The sequence below is a fragment of the Jiella avicenniae genome, from assembly GCF_021390325.1.
Lineage (GTDB): Bacteria > Pseudomonadota > Alphaproteobacteria > Rhizobiales > Rhizobiaceae > Jiella > Jiella avicenniae.
Map to the genome: position 1 here is coordinate 92,904 of NZ_JAJUWU010000018.1, position 15,198 is coordinate 108,101.

The 15,198-nt window shown below is 66.2% G+C and carries 12 protein-coding genes; 3 read left to right on the forward strand and 9 right to left on the reverse strand.

Features of this window, described 5'->3' with window-relative positions; all coding sequences use genetic code 11:
• Positions 1-143: 143 nt before the first annotated feature.
• Genes LZD57_RS17485 through LZD57_RS17495 form a run of 3 tightly spaced genes read right to left on the reverse strand, consistent with a single transcriptional unit; the run spans position 144 to position 5,478 of the window.
• Complete coding sequence (locus LZD57_RS17485; RefSeq protein WP_255700023.1) at positions 144-3,308, reverse strand: efflux RND transporter permease subunit; 3,165 nt, start codon at positions 3,306-3,308, stop codon at positions 144-146.
• Entirely contained in the window at positions 3,305-4,396 is a 1,092-nt protein-coding gene (locus tag LZD57_RS17490) for an efflux RND transporter periplasmic adaptor subunit (RefSeq protein WP_233720771.1), read from the reverse strand. The genes LZD57_RS17485 and LZD57_RS17490 overlap by 4 nt, the downstream gene beginning before the upstream one ends.
• Positions 4,393-5,478, reverse strand: coding sequence for an efflux RND transporter periplasmic adaptor subunit (locus LZD57_RS17495; protein ID WP_233720772.1), 1,086 nt, complete (start codon positions 5,476-5,478; stop codon positions 4,393-4,395). Before LZD57_RS17495 ends, LZD57_RS17490 begins: the two co-directional genes overlap by 4 nt.
• 173 nt (positions 5,479-5,651) lie before the next feature.
• Between LZD57_RS17495 and LZD57_RS17500 the strand changes: the two genes are divergently transcribed.
• Complete coding sequence (locus LZD57_RS17500) at positions 5,652-6,074, forward strand: MarR family winged helix-turn-helix transcriptional regulator (RefSeq protein WP_233720773.1); 423 nt, start codon at positions 5,652-5,654, stop codon at positions 6,072-6,074.
• Positions 6,075-6,137: 63 nt separating this feature from the next.
• Here LZD57_RS17500 and LZD57_RS17505 read toward each other — a convergent pair whose 3' ends face one another.
• On the reverse strand, positions 6,138-6,902 hold the full coding sequence (locus LZD57_RS17505; protein ID WP_233720774.1) for an SDR family NAD(P)-dependent oxidoreductase: 765 nt from the start codon (positions 6,900-6,902) through the stop codon (positions 6,138-6,140).
• Positions 6,903-6,973: 71 nt separating this feature from the next.
• Complete coding sequence (locus tag LZD57_RS17510) at positions 6,974-7,459, reverse strand: TspO/MBR family protein (RefSeq protein WP_233720775.1); 486 nt, start codon at positions 7,457-7,459, stop codon at positions 6,974-6,976.
• A gap of 91 nt (positions 7,460-7,550) precedes the next feature.
• Here LZD57_RS17510 and LZD57_RS17515 point away from each other — a divergent pair, with 91 nt between their 5' ends.
• Complete coding sequence (locus LZD57_RS17515) at positions 7,551-8,051, forward strand: lysozyme inhibitor LprI family protein (RefSeq protein ID WP_233720776.1); 501 nt, start codon at positions 7,551-7,553, stop codon at positions 8,049-8,051.
• 29 nt (positions 8,052-8,080) lie between these two features.
• Here the strand turns inward: LZD57_RS17515 and LZD57_RS17520 are convergent, their stop codons facing one another.
• Positions 8,081-8,587, reverse strand: a complete 507-nt coding sequence (locus tag LZD57_RS17520) for a DUF3429 domain-containing protein (protein ID WP_233720777.1) — start codon at positions 8,585-8,587, stop codon at positions 8,081-8,083.
• A 131-nt stretch (positions 8,588-8,718) separates the two neighbouring features.
• Entirely contained in the window at positions 8,719-10,362 is a 1,644-nt protein-coding gene (locus tag LZD57_RS17525; protein ID WP_233720778.1) for an FGGY-family carbohydrate kinase, read from the reverse strand.
• A gap of 350 nt (positions 10,363-10,712) precedes the next feature.
• Here LZD57_RS17525 and LZD57_RS17530 point away from each other — a divergent pair, with 350 nt between their 5' ends.
• Entirely contained in the window at positions 10,713-12,392 is a 1,680-nt protein-coding gene (locus LZD57_RS17530; RefSeq protein WP_233720779.1) for a glycosyltransferase, read from the forward strand.
• 152 nt (positions 12,393-12,544) lie between these two features.
• On the opposite strand, the gene LZD57_RS17535 is transcribed toward LZD57_RS17530, so the two are convergent.
• On the reverse strand, positions 12,545-14,017 hold the full coding sequence (locus LZD57_RS17535) for a mannitol dehydrogenase family protein (protein WP_233720780.1): 1,473 nt from the start codon (positions 14,015-14,017) through the stop codon (positions 12,545-12,547).
• 151 nt (positions 14,018-14,168) lie between these two features.
• Positions 14,169-15,194: an ABC transporter ATP-binding protein gene (locus LZD57_RS17540; RefSeq protein WP_233720781.1), complete on the reverse strand. Its 1,026-nt coding sequence runs from the start codon at positions 15,192-15,194 to the stop codon at positions 14,169-14,171.
• Positions 15,195-15,198: the final 4 nt, after the last annotated feature.

The following is a 15,198-nucleotide window of genomic DNA, read 5'->3' on the forward strand; positions in this document are numbered from 1 at the left end:
CGGCGATTGCGCAAGTCCCGGAACGCCGGTTCTACGACGAAGGTCGTATCATTGGCGTCGATGGCCACGGCGGAAGCGGCCGCGAAACGAAAAACGCCCCGGCGACCGCCGAGGCGTCTTGCATGCTTTTCGGAGCGGTGGCGCTACGGGGTGTCCGCCGACCGATGCCAGGGAAAATTGCCCGCGGCGCCGGCAGGAATCCCATCGCCGGAGGCCTGAGCCGGCGCCCCGTGCGCCGCCGGCACGTGATCCTTCGACGGCAGATCCCCTTCGTCCGGTTTCGAGATGCGGAACACCGCCAGATACAGCGCCGGAATGAACAACAGGGTGATCAGCGTCCCGGCGATGATGCCGCCCATCATCGCAAAGGCCATCGGACCCCAGAAGATCTCGCGCGAGATCGGGATCAGCGCCAGGCTGGCGGCGGCGGCCGTCAGGATGATCGGCCGGGCGCGCATCTCGCTCGCCTCGAAGACCGCCTGCCAGGGCTGCATCCCCTCCTCCCGCAGGACGTCGATCTGGTGAACGAGGATGATCGAGTTGCGGATCAGGATGCCGATCAGGGCGAGGACGCCGAGGATCGCGACGAAGCCGAGCGGCGCGCCGGAGGGCAGCAGCGCGGCGACGACGCCGATCAGTCCGAGCGGCGCGGCGCAGAGCACGACGAACAACGCCCGGAAGCTCTGCATCTGGATCATGATCAGCGTCAGCATGGCAAGCAGCATCACCGGAATGACGGCGGCGATCGGCCCCTGACTCTCGGCGCTCGATTCCACCGCACCGCCGATCTCGACGTGGTAGTCCGTCGGCAGGCTCTTTTCGAACTCCGCGATCTTCGGCGCCAGGGCCTTTACGATCGTCGCCGGCTGCGCCGGACCGTTGATCGCCGCACTGACGGTGATCGTCGGGATGCGCGAGCGCGAATAGAGGATCGGATCCTCGTAGGTGTACTGGTAGCTGACCAGGCTGGCGAGGGGGATGGCCTCGCCCTGCGAACTGGTCAGCTGCAGGTTCTCGATCGCCTCGATGGAATCGCGGTCCGATTCCGACCCCCGCGCGATCACCGGCACGAGATAGATGCCGTCGCGAATGTCGGTGATGGTGCTGCCGTCCAGCACCGAATTCAGCCGCGAGGCGATCTCCTGGGAGGTGATCCCCAGCTGCCGGGCCTTGTCCTGCAGGATCTCGACCTTCAGGACGCGCGCCGGCTCGCTCCAGTCCCGCACGATCGAGGTCAGCCTTTGGTCGCTCGCCATCAGCGCCGCGAGTTCGCGGGCCCGGTCGCGGACCACCTCGATGTCGGGACCGCCGAGACGGTACTGCACCGGGCGTCCGACGGGCGGTCCGAGTTCGAGATACTTCACATAGACGTCGGTGCCGACGAGATTTTCGCGGATGAACGACTGCAGCTTCGCCTTCACCCGTTCGCGCGCTTCGACGTCCTTGTTGACGATCACCACCTGGCCGAAGAACGGGTTGGCGGGCTGGACGTCGTAGGCGAGGATGAAGCGCTCGGCCGACTGGCCGACATAGGAACTCCAATGGTCGACGTCGGGATCGCCGGCCAGCGACGCCTCCAGCTCGTCCATCTGAGCGCGCGTCTCGGCGATGGTCGCGTTGTGGCGAAGGGTGAAGTCGACGACGAGTTCCGGCCGGTCCGAGGTCGGAAAGAACTGCTGCTGGACGAACTGCATCAGATAGATCGAGCCGGCGAACAGGGCGACCGTGACGAGGATGGTGATCCAGCGAAACCGCATCGCCCCGCGCAGCACGGCGGAGAAGGCGCGGCGCACGAAGCCCGGCCTGGCATCGTGCCTGTGCATCGACTTCGGCAGGATCAGGACGCCGATCAGCGGCGTGAACAGGACGGCGACGATCCAGGACAGCATCAGCGACATCGCGATGACGACGAAGAGCGAGAAGGTGTATTCGCCGGCGTTCGAATTGTTGAAGCCGATCGGCAGGAAGCCGGCGACGGTCACCAGCGTTCCCGACAGCATCGGAAAGGCGATCGAGGTCCAGGCGAAGCTCGCCGCCTTCTCGCGGCTCTCGCCGGCCTCGAGCCGCGTCACCATGGTCTCGATGGCGATCATCGCGTCGTCGACGAGAAGGCCGAGCGCGATGATGAGCGCGCCGAGCGAGATACGCTGCAGCGTCAGGCCGGCATATTCCATGCCGATGAAGGTCATGGCGAGAACCAGCGGGATCGACAGCGTGACGACGAAGCCGGCCCGGAAGCCGAGGCTGACGAAGCTGACGGCGAGAACGATCGCCACCGCCTCGAACAGCGCCTGGGTGAAGCCGCCGACCGATTCCTCGACCACGGCGCCCTGATCGGCGACCTGATGGACCCCGACCCCGATCGGCAGTTCGCTGACGATCCGCGACATTTCCTGCTTCAGCGCCTCGCTGAAGTCGACGATGTTGCCGCCCGAGCGCATGCCGATGGCAAGCCCGATCGCCGGCTGGCCATTGAAGCGGAACAGCGTCGTCGGGGGATCCTCGTAGCCGCGGGTGATGCTGGCGACGTCGCTCAGCTTGAAGAAGCGGTCGTTGACCCTGAGATTGACGGCCTCGAGGCTGTCTTCGGAGGTGTACTGCCCGGAAACGCGGACGATGATCCGTTCGGGGCCGGACTGGATCACGCCCGAGGGCGCGATGGCGTTCTGTGCCTGCAGCGTGTCGATGATCGACTGCTGGTCGAGGCCGAGGCCGGCGATCTTGCGCAGGGAGAATTCCAGATAGATCGCCTCGTCCTGCTCGCCGACCAGTTCGACCTTGCCGGCATCGCCCAATTGCAGGAGCTGCGTGCGGACGCCCTCGACATAGTCGCGAAGCTGCCGGAAGGTGATGCCGTCGGCGGTGAAGGCATAGATGTTGCCGAAGACGTCGCCGAACTCGTCGTTGAAGGCGAAGCCCTGGAATTCGGACGGAAAATCCGAACGGATGTCCGCCATCTTGTCGCGCACCTTCCGCCAGATGCCGGTCACGTCCCGGGCCTTGGTGGTCGGCAGGAGATTGACGAAGATGACCGTCTGTCCCGGCGTGGTGATCGAGCGGGTGTAGTCCAGGCTGTCGAGTTCCTGCAGCTTCTTCTCGATCCGGTCGGTGACCTGCTCGGTCATTTCCTCGACGGTCGCGCCCGGCATCGAGGCCGAGACGATCATCGTCTTGATGGTGAAGTTCGGATCCTCTTCGCGGCCGAGGTTGAAGTAGGAGAACAGGCCGGCGAAACAGGCGATCAGCATCAGGAACCAAATCATCGAACGATGATGCAGCGCCCAATCGGACAGGTTGAACGACCTCAAGACCGAATCCCCTTGGAGAGCGACACCTTCTGACCCTCTTCGAGGCTGTGGACGCCCGCCGTCACCACCGCGGCGCCGACCGCAGCGCCCGACACGAGGATCACCCGGCCGCCGCCGTCCCGCTCGATCCCGACTGCCTTTCTGTGCACGGTCTGGTCCTTTTCGTCGACGACCCAGATCCAGGTCTTGCCGTCGTCCTCGAAGATCGCGCTCGGCGGCAGGAATATCACCGGCTCATCCGCCTTCGCGGCGGGGATCGCGGTGATCAGCGCGCCGAGCCGGAAGGCGCTTTGGGGATCGTCGAGCGAAATGCGCATCCGCACCGTCCGGGTCAGCGTGTCGGCCTGCGGCGCGATCTCGCGGATCTTGCCGTCGGTCTTCACGGACGGCGCGATCTGCAGCACCACCTCGAAGGGCGAGCCGACCGACACTTCGCCGGCGCGTTCGGCCGGCACGTCGATCACCGCCTCGCGCTGGTCGGTGCGAGCCAGCGTCATCACCTCTTCGCCGGCGGAAACCACCTGGCCGACGTCGGCCGCGCGGTTGGTGATGACCCCGTCGAAGGGGGCGTTGAGAATGGCGTAGGACAGGGAGTTCTGCGCCTTGGCGAGTTGCGCCTTGGCACTGACGAGCTGCGCCTCGGCCGCGCTGAGGCTCTGCTGGGCGTTGTCGACCTCGGACTGCGCCACGGTCTTTTCGGCAAACAGCCGCTTCGTCCGCTCGAAGGCCGCCCTGGCGTTGCGGTCCTGGATCTCGGCGCTGTCGAGCTGGGCCTCGGCCGACCGGAGATCCGCATCGAGGGTTTCGGCGTCGATCGCCGCGACGGGCTCGCCCTTTTCCACGATGTCGCCGACGTCGACCTCCCGCGAGACGATGCGGCCGAGGGTGCGAAAGGCGAGCTGCGTCGTGAAACGCGGCTCGACGGTTCCGCTGTAGCCGAGAGCCTGGGGATCGCTCTCGGCGAGCACCGTGGTGCGCACCGGCCGGGGCGAAGGCGGTGGGCCTTCCTCTTCCGACTGGCTGCAGGCCCACAGAAAGAGCGACAGCGACAAGGCGCCGGTGAGGCGAATGCGCGATCCGATCGTCATCGCGTCTTCTCCCGTTCGGCGCGCACGAGCTGGGGCGTCGTGCCGGGCAGCACCAGTTGCGAACCGGCGGTGATGACGCGCTCGCCCCTCGCGATCCCGCTCGCGACGAGGATGTCCTTGGTGCGATAGGCGGCGATCTCGACCGACTTCAGCACGGGCTTGTCGCCCTCGCCGACCACCCAGACGGCCGGCTGGCCGTTCTTCACCAGAAGCGCGTTCCAGGGCAGGCTGACGGCCTCGCTCGGCCCGCCACTGGTCTCGCGACCGACCACGGCGGAGCCGAGCGTCATGGCCGGCGGCGGATTTTCGAGGCCGAGCTTGACCTGAACCGTGCCGGTACCGCCGTCGATCAGGGGCGAGACCTCGCGGATGTGGCCGATCGCCGACACCGACGGGTTCTCCACCAGCGAAACCTCGACCGACGGGGGGTTCCCCCCGGCCAGCAGCAGCTGTTCCTGGACCCTGAAGACGGCATCGAGGGCGCCGCTCTGGGCGAAGCCGAAGGCCGCCTGGGCGGCCGTCACGACCTGGCCCGGATCGATGCTGCGGCTGGTGATCACGCCGTCCGCCTTCGCCTTCAGGACCGTGTCGTCCAGGGTGTTCTCTGCGGTCGTCAGATCCGACCTCGCGGTATCGAGGTCGCTTCGGGCCCTGGCGAGCGTCTGCTCGGCATCGTCGTAGTCCGAGCGGGTCGTGAAACCCTGGGCCAGCAGCTTCGTCTGACGTTCGAAGGCGGCCTCGGCCTGGGCGACCACCGCCTCGGCCGATCCCACCTTGGCCTTTGCCGACGCGACGTCGGCTTCTTCCTGGGTCGGATCGATCCTGGCGAGGACCGTGCCGACCTCGACGTGGTCACCGACGTCGACGTCGACCTCGGTGACACGGCCACCGGTCTCGAAGGCATAGGTCGAGGTGTTGCGGGCGACGATCGTGCCGGTCAGGGAAATCGTCCGGGAAAATGGCTCGACCTCGGCCTCGACGAAGGCGGCGACCTGCGGCGGCGCTTCCGGCACCGCCTCGTCGCCGCAGCCGGCGAGAAGCGGCACGACCGCCAACGCACCGAGCCTCGGGAAGCGACGCATGGGGCGTCGCAAAAACCACCATACCATCGTGCGAACATCCATGTGACTTATCGATCAAATTACTTTATGATCGAGATATATCGAGAGGACGAGGAACGTCAATGCCTCCTGCGAAGGCCGCGCCCACCCCATCGAAACTGCGACGACCGGAAGGCTTCAAGGAATTTTCCCATTTGTTCAAACAGGTGGTTCACGTGGCGGTCGGGCTCGATCGCGAACTCGCGACCCGCTACGGTCTGGCTCTGACCGACCTGATGTGCCTGGGATTTCTGGAGGACTCGGACGAACCGGTCAGTGCCAAGAAGATCGCCGAACACGTCGGCCTGTCGACGGGAGCGACGACGGCACTGCTCGACAGGCTGGAGCGCGAGGGCTTCGTCACGCGCCGCCCCAATCCGGCGGACCGGCGCGGGGTGATCATCGTCCTCGTCGAAGCCAAGGCCGGCAAGGTGCTCGACGATCAGAAGGATCTGCGCAACCGCCTGAAGAGCGCCTATGACGGATTGTCGCGAGAGGAGGCGATCGGCGTCGCGCGCTTCCTTCGCGCCCTTCTCGAAGAGCCGGTACCATGCGTCGGCCCGAAAGAGACGGGCTGACGGACGAAAGACGCCCGGCGCCGGCCGCTTCGCAACGGCCGGCCTTCGGCAACACGGGGCCGGTCAGATCGAGCCGGCCTCGACCATGTAGTTGTTGGCGGTGCACATCGCCGCGTCGTCGGAGGCGAGGAACAGCACCATGCGGGCGACGTAGGCCGGTTCGATCAGATCCTTCAGGCACTGGCGGTCGCGATGCTTCTCGATCGCCGCCTCGGTGACCCAGAGCTCCTTCTGGCGCTCGGTCATGATCCAGCCGGGCACGACGGTGTTCACGCGGATCCGATGCGGGCCGAGATCGCGGGCGAAGGAGCGGGTCATGCCGTGCACGGCTGCCTTCGCGGTCGTGTAGGCCGGCATGCCGCCGCCCGCCTCCCACCAGGAGTTCGACCCCATGTTGACGATCGAGCCGCCGCCGGCGGCGATCATGCCGGGGGCGACCGCCTGGATGGCGAAGAACATGTGCTTCAGATTGGTGGCGATCCGCTCGTCGAAATAGTCGGGCGTGACGCTCTCCCAGCCATGCCTGTCGTCGCGGGCGGCATTGTTGACGAGGACGGTCGCCGGGCCGTGGCGATCGGCAAGAGCTGTGATCGCCGCCCTGGTCGCGTCGATGTCGCGCAGGTCGCAGCATTCGAAGCCGACCGACGCGCCCTCCCGGTTCAGTTCCGCGCCGAGGGCGGCCGAGCCCGCTTCGTCCAGATCGAGGAAGCCGACCTTCGAGCCCTGGCCCGCGAAGGCGCGGACGATCTCCGCCCCGATCCCGGACGCCCCGCCGGTGACGAGGACGGTCTTGCCGTTCAGACTCGGATAGGTGGCAAATTGCGGCATCGATCGAGACTCCGTGGGACGTCGGCGGAAGCGCCTTGCGGCGCCTCTTTGCGACGGGCCGGCGCTTTCGGTCAACCGTTCGCCGCGGCGGCGCGGAACGCCTGCGGATTGCGCCGCCAGACCGCGAAATTGAGGCAGGCCGCCGCCGTCACCCAGGCGAGATAGGGAATCATCAGCAGCCCGGCGACCGCGTCGATCGGGTAGAACGTCAACGCGTTGATCGCCACCGCGAGCCACAGGGCCAGAACGTCGGCGAAGGCGAGCCCCGGCCGCTTCAGGCCGAAGAACAGCGCCGACCAGGCTGCATTGAGGAGGAGCTGGGCCCCGTAGGCGACGAACGGAGTCGCGACGAGCCCGGCGGTCTCGTAGACCCGCCAGCCGGCGATGGCGATCATCACGTAGAGCAGCGACCAGACGGTCGGAAAGGCCCAGTTCGGCGGTGTCCAGCCCGGCTTGTCGAGCCGCTGATACCACGGCCCGGGCTTGAACACGGCGCCGCTCGAAGCCACGACGAGGACGATCGCCACGAAGACGCCGAGACTGAAGAGCGATGCCATCTCAAAACCCCAGATTTCGATTGCCGAGACGGGCGAAAGTGTCTGATATCAAAGCCATCAACGTCGTCGAAGCCATCAGGTGCCATCCCGTATGAAACGTTTTGCCCTCATCCTACTCCCTGTCCTCGTCCTCGCCCACCCGGCCGCGGCCGCCGGCCCGGACGTCGCGGCCGACGCCGCTGCGCTGAAAGCCTGCGTCGAAGGCGCCAAGGACGATCCCCGCAGCTGCATCGAGACGGTGGTCGACCCTTGCGTCGACGGCCTCTCCTCCGAGACCGAGACCGGCGTCAACGGCTGCTACGACCGCGAGGCCGAAGCTTGGGACACAGTGCTGAACGAGAACTACAAGGCGGCGATGAAGGACGCCTCGTCCTACGACGCGGAAGCCAAGGAGAACGGCGGCGACCCGGGGGCCGCCGACGGTCTCAAGAAGGCCCAGCGCGCCTGGATCGCCTTTCGCGACGCCGAATGCGATCGGCTCTACGCCCGCAACATGGACGGCACCATCCGCTTCACCGTCTATGCCGCCTGCCAGAACCGGATGACCGCCGAGCGGGCGATCGAACTCGGCCTGACGGACGAGCCGCGCTGAAGCTTGCGGGCAGCTTCGCAGCCCGGCTCTCAGCCGAAGAGCGGGCTCTGCCAGACATAGTAGCCGAGCACGGGCAGCGCGACGATCGGGATGGCCATCTGGACTGGCCGCAGCGAGGCGAAGAACAGCGGCGCCTCGCCGTTCTTCGCGGCCACCGGGTCGAGCACGGCGAGGCTGAGATAGCCGACGAGTTCGAGCGCCGTCGCCGTCAGCGTGTAGGCCCAGACGGTCTCGACGATGGCGACGAAGCCGAGGCCGTAGAGCCAGAGCATGGTGGCGAGCTGCATCAGCGTCGGCCCGCCCGGCTGGCGGAAGCTGACGCCGCGCCGCACCCCGGCGAGGAAGGTGAGGATCGCCGCGCCCCAGAACAGCGTCAGATTGACGGTGAGAAAGGCCTCCGCCTCGGTTCCGATCCACAGATAGACGGCGCCGGCCGCGATCGGCAGCATCGCCACGAAGGCGAGGAGCGCGCCGATCGGCGGCGGCTCGGCGGCCTCGGTCGCGGTGATCGTGCGGCCGTCACGTTCGCTCGCCATCGTCGTTCCTCTCGCCATTGTCCGTCCTGCCTCGCGTCGGGGTCCCGCGCTGATTTCGCAGGTGACCGCCTCGATGTTTCCAAAGGGCGAAGATATCCCCCCGCATCACGTTGGAGCCGACGGCCGGTGCTTCAGGTTCCGACATATGGGCGCAGGATCGCCCGCGTCTGCCTCTCGCAACGCTGCAACAGCCGGTAGGCCTCGTATTTCGCGGCATGGAATTCGGCGACGGCGCCCCCCGCGGGGACGACGACTTCGCCGGCGCGACTCATCGCCGCGGCGGCCGCCTTGAGATCGGGATGGGCACGGCACGCGACGGCGCCCACCATGGCACTGCCGAGGAGCACCGGCTCGGGCGTCGCGGTCAGCGCCACCGACAGGCCCGTCGCGTCGGCGAGCAGGCGGCGCAGCAGCGCCGAGTGGGCAGCGCCCCCCGAGGCGACGATGGTCCCGAGCTGGAGCCCCTTCGCCCGGTTGGCCTCGACGATCTGGCGGGTGCCGTAGCACAGGCCCGACAGCGTCGCGACGAACAGCTTGACGAGGTTTTCCTCGCTGGAGGCGAGCGTCAGGCCCGAGATCGCCCCTCTGGCATGCGGATCGGCCTCCGGCGAGCGGTTGCCGAGGAATTCCGGCACGACGGTGAGTTCGGCGCCGAGAAATGCCGCCGCTTCCGGCGACCCGGCAATTTCCACGGCCCGCCGTTCCAGATGGTCGAGCACCGCGATACCCGCCGCCGCAGCCGCCTTTTCGGCCGCCGGATAGGCCGGATGCAGCGACACGACGTGATCGAGCGCCGCGCCATAGGCCGACTGGCCGCCTTCGAGCAGCCAGTAGCCGGGGATCATCGCGCCGAGATACGGCCCCCAGACGCCGTCGACGAAGGCCGGCTCACGGGTCAGCGTCATGGTGCAGGAGGACGTGCCCATGATGAAGGCGAGTTCCGCCGTCGGGTCGGCCGCCGCGCCTTGCCCGGTGGCGCCGCCGACCGTGCCGACCCCCCCGGCATGGGCATCGATCAGCGAGGCGCCGACCGGCGTGCCGGCGACGAGGCCGAGATCCGCGGCGGCTTCCTCCGTCAGGCCGGCGCCGAGCGGCGTCGCGATGTCGACGACCTCGGTGCCGATGCGGGCGAAGTTCTCCGCGGCGAGGTCCTCAAGGCCGATCGTCCGGAAGAAGTCGGCGTCGAATCGGCCCTCGTGGGCGAGATAGGTCCATTTGCAGGTGAGCGTGCAGACCGAGCGGGCGAGGCTGCCGGTCGCCCGGAACGACAGGAAATCGGCGAGATCGAAGAAGTGCCCGGCCCGTCCATAGGTCTGCGGCAGGTTCTCCTTCAGCCAGAGGAGCTTCGGCGTTTCCATCTCCGGCGAGATGCTCCCGCCGACATAGCGAAGCACCGGATGGCGGGTCTCGTTGATGCGGGCGGTCTGATCGAGCGCCCGGTGGTCCATCCATACGACGACGTTGCGCGTCTCGTCGCCGGAAGGGCTCACGGTCAGGGGATGGCCGCCCTCGTCCAGCACCACGAGCGAGCAGGTGGCGTCGAAACCGAGGCCCTTGACGTCCTCCCGCTTTACACCGGCCTTCGCGACGGCCTCGCGGACGCTTTCGCAGATCGCCTGCCAGATGTCCTCGGAGGACTGTTCGAAGACGTTCGGCTCTTCGCGCCACAGGCGGATGGGGCGCTTGGCCGAGGCGATGAGACGGCCATTTCGATCGAACAGCCCGGCGCGGGCGCTGCCCGTCCCCACGTCGATGCCGAGAAACGCCTCAGCCATGCCGCCTCCCAAGGTTCGCGTCGCCAGCGACCTAGCCGGATTTTACCGGCAAAGAAAAGGGGTGGCAGTCGTGATGCGGGGAGGCCGTTCCGGGCGTCGATGCCTGCAGTTTCATATCCCATCGAAATGAAGTTCTTCGGAGATCGGACCAAAGCGGTGGCGATAGAAGATCGCGACGATCGCCAGACCGCGACAAAGAACCACCCAGCGAGGCGAAATCCATAGCGCTCGGCTTCCGCCGTGCCGCCAGCCTGTGCCAAGATCGATGGCGGCAGCGGTGGAGCCATGTTTACCTTGCGTTCCTCAACCGCCGCACCGTCAATGCCCGATCGAAATTTCATGGAGCCTCGATGACGACATCCGAGGAAATTGACAATCTTCGTCAACGTGCCTTGGGCGCTCGCAACGCTGGAGATCATGAGACGTCGCTGGCGCTGTTCCGAAAGCTCCTCGATCTTTGCCCTGAAGATCAGCGTTCGTGGATCGACTCTGCAATTTCTCTTCGTGAACTGTCACGGCATTCCGAAGCCCGCAAAGTTCTCTCGAAATACTTGTCCACGGGCCCGGCATCGAATTGGCGATCCCTGGCGGTCGACAATTTGATCGGCATCGTCTCCCATGAGGTCGGAGCGCTTCTGCGCGCGGGACATCCCGAGGCCGCCTCGTCCGTCTTCGAGGGCCTGCTGGCCGCTTGCTCCGAGGAGGAACTGTCCCGTCATGCGCTCCGGATATGGACGATCAATTTCCAGATCCTCGGCTTCCTGGGCCTGGAAACGGCCCTCTACAAGTTGAAACGAGCCGAATTGGCTGCCGGCATCGTCAATCATGCGGGGCCGATCCGAACGTTACTTGCGAATCATGCGATCGCCAACGGCTGGTTCGACGACGCTCAAAGGTTGATCTTGCAAGATGACGAGACGCTCGGCCTACGCTTGCACCTCGCCGACGCAAGAGCTCGCACGTCGATGGTCGACATCGACGATGAAGGGCTTATCGACAAGGCGAAGCGGAGCGGCCATGCCTCCTTTCGGAAGGCGGCGTGGAATCACGAGCTTTACGCGGCGATGTATCGGCTCGACGGCCCGGGCATCGAGCACGCGCTGACGGAAATCGATGCGTCCCTTTCGAGCGGCGACACGAAGGACCGTCAATCCGCCGCGTCGACGACCGATCGGTTTCGCAACGTCTACGCCCGGTCGTTCCTTTCGGCGACCGAACTCATCCGTGACACGTCTGCAGAAACTCTCGAAGAGAGATCGAAGTCATATCTCGCCGACGACAAGAATTGCCGGACGCATGAAGAGAGAGTTTGCCTTTCACAATTCTACCTGTCGCATGTCGTCGGCGGCGCACCCATCGGAGACCGGACGCTCCCGAACGCTGCCGCAGCCGAGGAAGTGCCGCGCGCAATCGTTCAGTTCTGGGACAGCCGAACCGTCCCGGAGGATGTCGAACGATGCTGTCGGACGTGGCAGGCCCTGGCGCAGCGCGGCTTTCAATATTCCCTGTTCAACGAGGAGAATGCCGAAGACTGGCTGGCTCGCACCTATGGAAGCGAGGTTGGCGCGCGGTTCAGGCGCGCCGAGCACCCGGCCATGAAAGCCGACCTGTTCAGGATATTCTACCTGTACGAGAATGGCGGGATCTACGTCGACGCCGACGAATTCTGCAAGTCGCTGCCCCCATTCTTCGACAAGGCAATGCGATGCGTCAGGCTTCAACGCATCGTCGCGCCGGTCGAACTGCCGAACATGTATCTGAGTTTGGCGAAGAAGGATCCCCTCCTGCACGAAGCCATCGAGATCGTCACGCGCATGCCGGAGGAGGAGTTGTTCAACGGCCGAATCTGGTGGAACACCGGGCCCGGCTCGTTCTCGATCGCATTTGCGCGTCTCCATGCCGAGGCGGTGCTCGGCTCGGGGAGCAGCCTGCCTTGGCTCATACCCATGCCGCTGTACACGCGGCATGTCTTTTCGCCGCAGCTCGACTACAAATCCACCGCGAAATCGTGGCAGTTCCAGCTGACATGATTCACTGACCTTCGTGGGGTCGTCGGTCCGTCGCCGGAGATCACGGCCTACGTGCGAGGCCGTCGGCGTTCTCGCTCGACTGCGGCTCGATCTGGCGGACGGGTCGGCTCCTCACCCGCCGCCGGCGTTTCGACCGCGTCGGGTGGGATGGATCACCCCTCCCCGAGATAGACCTTCAGCGTTTCGGCCGTCCCCTTCTCAGCCAGCATCTTCAGCCATTTGGCGAAGGGCTCGGCGAAGCGCGGCTCGTCCTTCAGGAAGCCGTAGACGTCGGTCATCGACAGCCAGGCGGACGGGTCGCTCTCGGCGGCCTTCGCCCGCTCGGTCAGCTTGTCCCAGTTGGGATCGTTCGGCTCGATCGTCGCGCCGGAATCCGTCACGCCCCGGCAGTAGCGGCACCACAGCGCCGATTCGAGCGCGAGGCCCGTCGGCTCCTTGCCGGCCTTCAGATTGTCGAGGATCGACAGGACGATGAATTTCGGCTGGCGGTTCGAACCGTCGAGGCAGAGGCGGCGGATCGTGTCGCCGATCTTCGGATTGGCGAAGCGCCGCTTGATCAGCGCGTAGTAGTCGGCGAGGTCGGTGTCCGGCACCGGCGGGACGACGGGGAGCACCTCGTCCGCTTCCACCTTGTCGAGGAACTTCGCGACGAGATCGGTCTCCATCGCCTCGTGGACGAAATGGACATCCATCAGCCCGGCCGGATAGGCGATGATCGCATGGCCGCCGTTGAGAATGCGGATCTTCATCGTCTCATAGGGAGAGACGTCCGGCACGAACTGGACGCCGACCTTCTCCAGCGCCGGGCGCCCGGCGGGAAAGTCGTCCTCCAGCACCCACTGCTTGAATTCCTCGCAATAGACCGGCCAGGCGTCGTCGATGCCGAAGGTCTCGCGGCAATGGTCGATCTCGCGCTGGCTGGTGGCCGGGGTGATGCGGTCGACCATGCCGTTCGGAAAGGCCACGGCCTGGTCGATCCAGTCGGCGAAGGCCGGGTCGGAGAGCCGCATGGTACCGACGACGGCGCTGCGGCAGACCCGGCCGTTGTGCGGAATGTTGTCGCAGGACATGACCGTGAAGGCTTCGATCCCGCGCTCGCGCCGGACCTTCAGCCCGGCGCCGATCAGGCCGAAGACGGTCTTCGGCCGTTCGGGATCGGCGCCGTCGGCGGCGATCGCCGGATGGGCCGGATCGAAGACGCCGTCGGAATCGATGAAGTAGCCGCCCTCGGTGACGGTCATGGAGACGATCCTGATCGCCGGATCGGCGAGCTTCTCGACGATCGCCGCGGCATCGCCGACCGGCAGCATGTCGACCATCGGCCCGGTGACGCGGGCGCTGGTGCGGGCATTGTCCTGCTCGACGACGGTGGTGAGATAGTCCTGGCCGGCGAGCTTGTCGCGCATCGCCGCGTCGGACGGCATGACGCCGGCACCGACGATGGCGAAGTCATGCCCCTCACCGGTCTCGAACAGATCGTCGAGATAGACCGCCTGATGGGCCCGGTGAAAATTGCCGACGCCGAAATGCAGGATGCCGGGGGAAAGCTTCGCGCGGTCGTAGCCGGGAATGGCGGCCTTTTCGGCGATGTCGGAAAGGGTCTGGGCGGAAAGCCTAACGCTCATGGCAGGTCTCCTGAGGATCTGGTCGTTGCCGCGCCGGGACGATCCCGCGCGGGGGGAGTTCGATAGACGCTGCGGCCGCACCGGGAAAGGCCGGCCCGGCTCGTGCGAAGGACGACCGGCCGAGCGACCGCTCGGGAAAACCGGCGCGCCGTCAGCCGGCGACCCGGCCGTTGCCCCTGATGGCGAGACCCTTGTCGTCGAAGCGGTGGATCTTGTCCTCCTGGGGCGTCAGATAGACGACGTCGCCGGCATGAACGGGAAACTCGCCGTCGGCGCGCACCGTCAGAGGCTCGTCATGCACCGGCGATTCGACGTGCAGGAAGGTGTCGGAGCCGAGATGTTCGGACACCTTCACCGTGCCCTTCCATTTGCCCTCGGTGGTCGAGAGCCTGATGTGCTCGGGCCGGATGCCCATGGTCGCCGCAGCGTATCCGGCGGCCTCCTTGCCGCCGAGGAGGTTCATCCGCGGCGAGCCGATGAAGCCGGCGACGAAGGTGTTGCGCGGCTGCGAGTAAAGCTCCAGCGGCGAGCCCACCTGCTCGATGTTGCCGGCCCTCAGAACCACGATCTTGTCGGCCATGGTCATCGCCTCGACCTGATCGTGGGTGACGTAGATCATCGTCGTCTTCAGCCGCTGATGCAGCTCGGAGATCTCGAGGCGCATGCCCACCCGGAGAGCCGCGTCGAGATTGGACAGCGGCTCGTCGAAGAGGAAGGCCTTCGGCTCGCGCACGATTGCCCGGCCGATGGCGACGCGCTGGCGCTGGCCGCCGGAGAGCTGGCCGGGGCGCCGGTCGATGTAGTTGTCGAGGTTCAGCGTCTTCGCCGCATAGTCGACGCGGCGATCGATCTCGGCCTTGTCCATGCCGGCCATCTTGAGCGGGAAGGCGATGTTCTTCCTCACGCTCATATGCGGATAGAGCGCGTAGGACTGGAACACCATGGCGAGCCCGCGCTTGGCCGGCGGCAGCGTCGTCGCGTCCGCGCCGTCGATGACGATCTTGCCGCCGGTGACGTCTTCGAGCCCGGCGATCAGCCGCAGCAGCGTGGATTTGCCGCAGCCGGACGGGCCGACGAAGACGACGAACTCGCCGTCCTCGATCTGAAGATCGAGTTCGGGGATGATGACGACGTCGCCGAAGGCCTTGCGAACCTTTTCGAGATGGATCTGTCCCATGGCG

Coding starts and splice junctions, on each gene's coding strand:
- LZD57_RS17530 (WP_233720779.1), top strand. CDS start 10,713: ATGACGACATCCGAGGAAATTGACAATCTTCGTCAACGTGCCTTGGGC.
- LZD57_RS17515 (WP_233720776.1), top strand. CDS start 7,551: ATGAAACGTTTTGCCCTCATCCTACTCCCTGTCCTCGTCCTCGCCCAC.
- LZD57_RS17535 (WP_233720780.1), bottom strand. CDS start 14,017: ATGAGCGTTAGGCTTTCCGCCCAGACCCTTTCCGACATCGCCGAAAAG.
- LZD57_RS17490 (WP_233720771.1), bottom strand. CDS start 4,396: ATGACGATCGGATCGCGCATTCGCCTCACCGGCGCCTTGTCGCTGTCG.
- LZD57_RS17520 (WP_233720777.1), bottom strand. CDS start 8,587: ATGGCGAGCGAACGTGACGGCCGCACGATCACCGCGACCGAGGCCGCC.
- LZD57_RS17495 (WP_233720772.1), bottom strand. CDS start 5,478: ATGCGTCGCTTCCCGAGGCTCGGTGCGTTGGCGGTCGTGCCGCTTCTC.
- LZD57_RS17540 (WP_233720781.1), bottom strand. CDS start 15,194: ATGGGACAGATCCATCTCGAAAAGGTTCGCAAGGCCTTCGGCGACGTC.
- LZD57_RS17510 (WP_233720775.1), bottom strand. CDS start 7,459: ATGGCATCGCTCTTCAGTCTCGGCGTCTTCGTGGCGATCGTCCTCGTC.
- LZD57_RS17505 (WP_233720774.1), bottom strand. CDS start 6,902: ATGCCGCAATTTGCCACCTATCCGAGTCTGAACGGCAAGACCGTCCTC.
- LZD57_RS17525 (WP_233720778.1), bottom strand. CDS start 10,362: ATGGCTGAGGCGTTTCTCGGCATCGACGTGGGGACGGGCAGCGCCCGC.